This window comes from Methyloterricola oryzae (assembly GCF_000934725.1).
GTDB lineage: Bacteria > Pseudomonadota > Gammaproteobacteria > Methylococcales > Methylococcaceae > Methyloterricola > Methyloterricola oryzae.
In genome coordinates, this window is record NZ_JYNS01000053.1 from 1 (window position 1) to 3884 (window position 3884).

Annotated in this window: 4 protein-coding genes; 2 read left to right on the forward strand and 2 right to left on the reverse strand. The window is 59.8% G+C overall.

Annotation, left to right across the window (positions count from 1 at the left end; genetic code table 11):
- Positions 1–68: 68 nt before the first annotated feature.
- Together EK23_RS24940 and EK23_RS24945 are read right to left on the reverse strand one after the other, a co-directional pair.
- A complete protein-coding gene (locus tag EK23_RS24940; protein WP_052808428.1) occupies positions 69–1214 on the reverse strand; it encodes an HAD-IC family P-type ATPase in 1146 nt (381 codons plus the stop codon).
- A 21-nt stretch (positions 1215–1235) separates the two neighbouring features.
- Complete coding sequence (locus EK23_RS24945; RefSeq protein WP_052808429.1) at positions 1236–2093, reverse strand: P-type ATPase actuator domain-containing protein; 858 nt, start codon at positions 2091–2093, stop codon at positions 1236–1238.
- A gap of 228 nt (positions 2094–2321) precedes the next feature.
- Here EK23_RS24945 and EK23_RS21115 point away from each other — a divergent pair, with 228 nt between their 5' ends.
- Both EK23_RS21115 and EK23_RS21120 read left to right on the forward strand, forming a co-directional pair.
- Positions 2322–3008: a response regulator transcription factor gene (locus tag EK23_RS21115; RefSeq protein ID WP_045227379.1), complete on the forward strand. Its 687-nt coding sequence runs from the start codon at positions 2322–2324 to the stop codon at positions 3006–3008.
- On the forward strand, positions 3001–3843 hold the full coding sequence (locus EK23_RS21120; protein WP_052808430.1) for a HAMP domain-containing protein: 843 nt from the start codon (positions 3001–3003) through the stop codon (positions 3841–3843). Before EK23_RS21115 ends, EK23_RS21120 begins: the two co-directional genes overlap by 8 nt.
- Positions 3844–3884 lie beyond the last annotated feature (41 nt).

Consider the following 3884-nt stretch of genomic DNA (forward strand, 5'->3'; position numbering starts at 1 on the left):
GCGCCGTTTCGATGAAGATTCGCACCTCTATCAAAACGGGTAACCCCACCTCGCGGCAAGGAACTCTGTCAGATCAAGTCTGAACTTCTACAGTTGATACCGTCGCCGAGAAATCGCACTACATGCCCGCAGTTGCGTAGCACCCGAACGATGCGTTCCTTGTGGGCAGGTGTTAGACGGGCGAACACCGTGTTGGCCTCCACCGTAAGCGCCAACGTATCGTCGTCCATATCCTCGGTGTCCGGCCCCAAGATCGGGATGCTTTCCGGCAAACCCACTACCCGGCAGACCTTGGTGGTGACCAGTTCGTTGTCGCCGGTGAGGACTTTCACCGCCACACCGTTATCCTTCAGCGCCTGCAGTGCCGGCGCGGCAGTTTCCTTGGGCGGGTCGAGGGAGGCGATGTATCCGATCAGGACCAGGTCGGATTCATCGTCCACATGGTAGGTCTCCCGATCCGGCTCGAACTCGCGGATTGCCACGGCGATCACTCGCAGGCCGTCGTCATTCAATTCCCGGGTGGTTTCCCGCACACACGCCAGGGCGACATCGTCCAGCGTCTCGATTCGTTCGCCATGGCTAATGCGGGTGCAGACGCCGAGGATTTCCTCCACGGCTCCCTTGCAGATCAAGAGATGACGGTCCCGGCGTTCGCTCACCACCACCGACATACGGCGACGGTGAAAATAAAAAGGTATCTCGTCGACCTCGCGGAAATTCCGGGTGACCTCTAGTTCTCGATGGATTTCGCCATGCTCCAGCACAGCCACCTCCAGAAGATTCTTCAGGCCAGTCTGATAGCAGCTGTTGAGATAGGCGTACTCGAGCACCTCGTCGGAATCCTCGCCGAATAGGTTTGCGTGATGCTCCAGAACCACCTTGTCCTGGGTCAGCGTCCCAGTCTTGTCGGTGCACAGGATGTTCATGGCGCCGAAGTTGTGGATGGCATCCAGGCGCTTGACCACCACCTTCTTGCCGGACGTAACCACCGCGCCCTTGGCCAGGGTGGCGGTCACGATCATGGGCAGCATCTCCGGCGTCAGACCTACCGCAACCGAAAGAGTGAACAATGCCGCTTCCAGCCAGTCGCCCTTGGTGAAGCCGGTGATCAACAGTACGATCGGGGCCATGACCATCATGAAACGAATGAGCACCCAACTGACCTGGTTGACCCCCACATGGAAGGCCGTCGGCGCGCGGTCGGTGGCAATCACGCGCTGCGCGAGCGCGCCGAATTAGGTCCTTGGGCCGGTTTCCACCGCTACGGCGGTGGCCGTTTCGCTGACCACGTTGGTACCCATGAACAGAATGCTCTCCAGTTCAATGGGACTGCGGGCATCAGACTTGGTTAGTTGTGTGAATTTCTCGACCGGCAGCGACTCACCGGTAATCTCCGCCTGATTGATAAACAGGTCCTTGGCTGTGAGGATCCGCAGATCCGCCGGGATCATGTCGCCCGCGGACAGCAGGACCAAGTCGCCGGGCACCACGTCGCGCATGGGGATATCCATCGGCAGCGCCTCTTTGGGATGGAAGGTGATGCCATACCAGCGGCGGGCATCGGTCGCGACGGTTTCGGCAACGTCACGCCGCAACACGGTGGCGGTGTTGCTGACCATGGCCTTGAGTTTCTCCGCAGCCCGATTCGACTTTGATTCCTGCACGAAGCGGATGACGGTGGATAGCACGATCATCAGGGAGATGACGACGGCCGCCTTGAGATCTTCGGTGAAGTAGGAAATCACCGCCAGCATCGTCAACAGCAGGCTGAAGGGATTGCTGTAGCAATGCCAAAGATGCAGCCACCATGGAAGGGGCTTCTCGTGCTCCACCTCGTTGCGGCCGACGCGATCCCGGATCGCGTTGGCTTCCAGCTCATCCAGGCCATTGGCGTGGGTGTTCAAGCGGGCGAGGAGTTCTTCGGGGTCCTGGAGGGCCGCGTCTGTCAAGGACTGGCTTAGCGTCGCGGGCACTTCACCGGCGACCTGCACGCCGCGCAGCGTCTCCAGGATCGCCAAGCGGCGGAAATGGTGGGTGAAATGTTTCCTGATGAGGCGCCGGGTAAGCACAAGCTTCAGTGTTTCAAGCTTCATGGTCTTCTCCTAAAGCGTGAAGAGTGTGATGAAGGGCAGTTTGGAATGCGCCCTAGGATAGCGAAGCCCGCCTGAAGAAAAGCTCAAGAAAACCTGAATTCTTCTTCAGGATCGCGGTGCCCATCGAATCGGCGGATAAAATTCGGCGGATGAATTTCCGCTTGCACGAAGAAAGAAAAGGTTCTGTCCTATGAGGGTCCTGTTGGTCGAAGATGACAGGAAAGCCCTATGAGGGTCCTGTTGGTCGAAGATGACAGGAAAGCCGCGAAAATTCTGTCGCGAGGACTTCAGGAGGAAGGCTTCGTGGTTGATGTCGCACATTCGGCTGAACACGCCGATGAGCAGGCTTGGATGGTGGATTACGACCTGATTCTGCTGGACTGGATGTTGCCTGAAAAGGAAGGAATTGCTTTTTGCGGAGACCTGCGTGGGCGGGGCGTGACGACACCCATCCTCATGCTGACGGCAAAGGATACCGTGGGCAATCGCGTCGCCGGCCTCAATACCGGAGCCGACGACTATCTCACCAAACCCTTCGCCTTCGAGGAACTGCTGGCCCGCATTCATGCGCTGCTGCGCCGCTCCGAAATGGCGCGGCCGGTGATCCTGACCGTCGCCGATCTTACTTTGGACCCCCAGAGCCACCGAGTCATGCGGGGCGGAATACCTCTCAACTTGACGGCCAAGGAATACGCCATTCTGGAGACGCTCATGCGCCGACCGGGCGAGGTGGTCAGTCGCAGCCGTCTGGCCGAACAGATCTGGATCTCGGATCAGATTGGACTGGACAATTTGATCGATGCCCACATCAGCAATCTGCGCAGGAAGGTGGACATCCCCGGCGCCAACCCCCTGATACATACGGTGCGAGGCCGAGGGTTCCGGCTGGCACTCGAGGAAAACGGACGTGCTTAGCTTCCGCAGGCGACTGGCACTTGTCCATCTCGGCGTAATCGTCCTCGTGCTCGCCTTGGCCGGTTTCGCCGGGTACTGGAGTCTGTACAGGGCGGTCCATGGCCAACTGGATGCGGCACTGCTGGCGGAAAGCCCGTCACAGCCCATCGCCATCCACGAAGTGCCTGCCGGTCCAGTACCCCCTTCTTTTGCCCGCCTCGACCGCCTGTTGCAGGTCATCGCTGCCGATGGCCGGGTGTTGGCCCAAAGTACGAATCTGGGCGCGGCGCGCTTGCCCGCGCCGCCGGCCTTACTGGAACACATGGCTGCCGGAGAAACGGTGTTTGAAACCCTTCCGCGGTTCGGCGAGGAACCGACGCGCATGGTATCCGTGCCGGTTCGGGTGAGCGGATCGCGCTTGGCCATCCAGGTGGCCGGATCGCTGGATGACGTCAACCACGTCATGAAGTCCGCATCCCTGCTCTTTATTGGTATGGGGTTGGCATTGATCCTGGCGGTGGGAGCGGCCGGTGCCGTGTTGACCCGGCGGGTGTTTCGCACCATCGACGGGATAGTGCGCCAGGCTCGCCACATCGGCGAAGCCAGCCTCAGCGAACGCCTGCAACATCCCGGCAGCCAAGACGAAATGGGGCGGCTGGTGAGCACCTTGAACGAAATGCTCGACCGCCTGGAACAAAGCTTTGAGATCCAGCGCCGGTTCACCAGCGACGCCTCCCACGAGCTGCGGTCGCCCCTGTCCAGGCTGCGGACCGAACTGGAAGTGACCCTTCGGCGGCCACGTGGTATCCGTCCGGTAATCCCATCTGTAAGGCGCCCGATGGATTGCGCAAGATAGTGTCCACTTCAGTTTTTAGTGGACACTTTCATGGACTCATC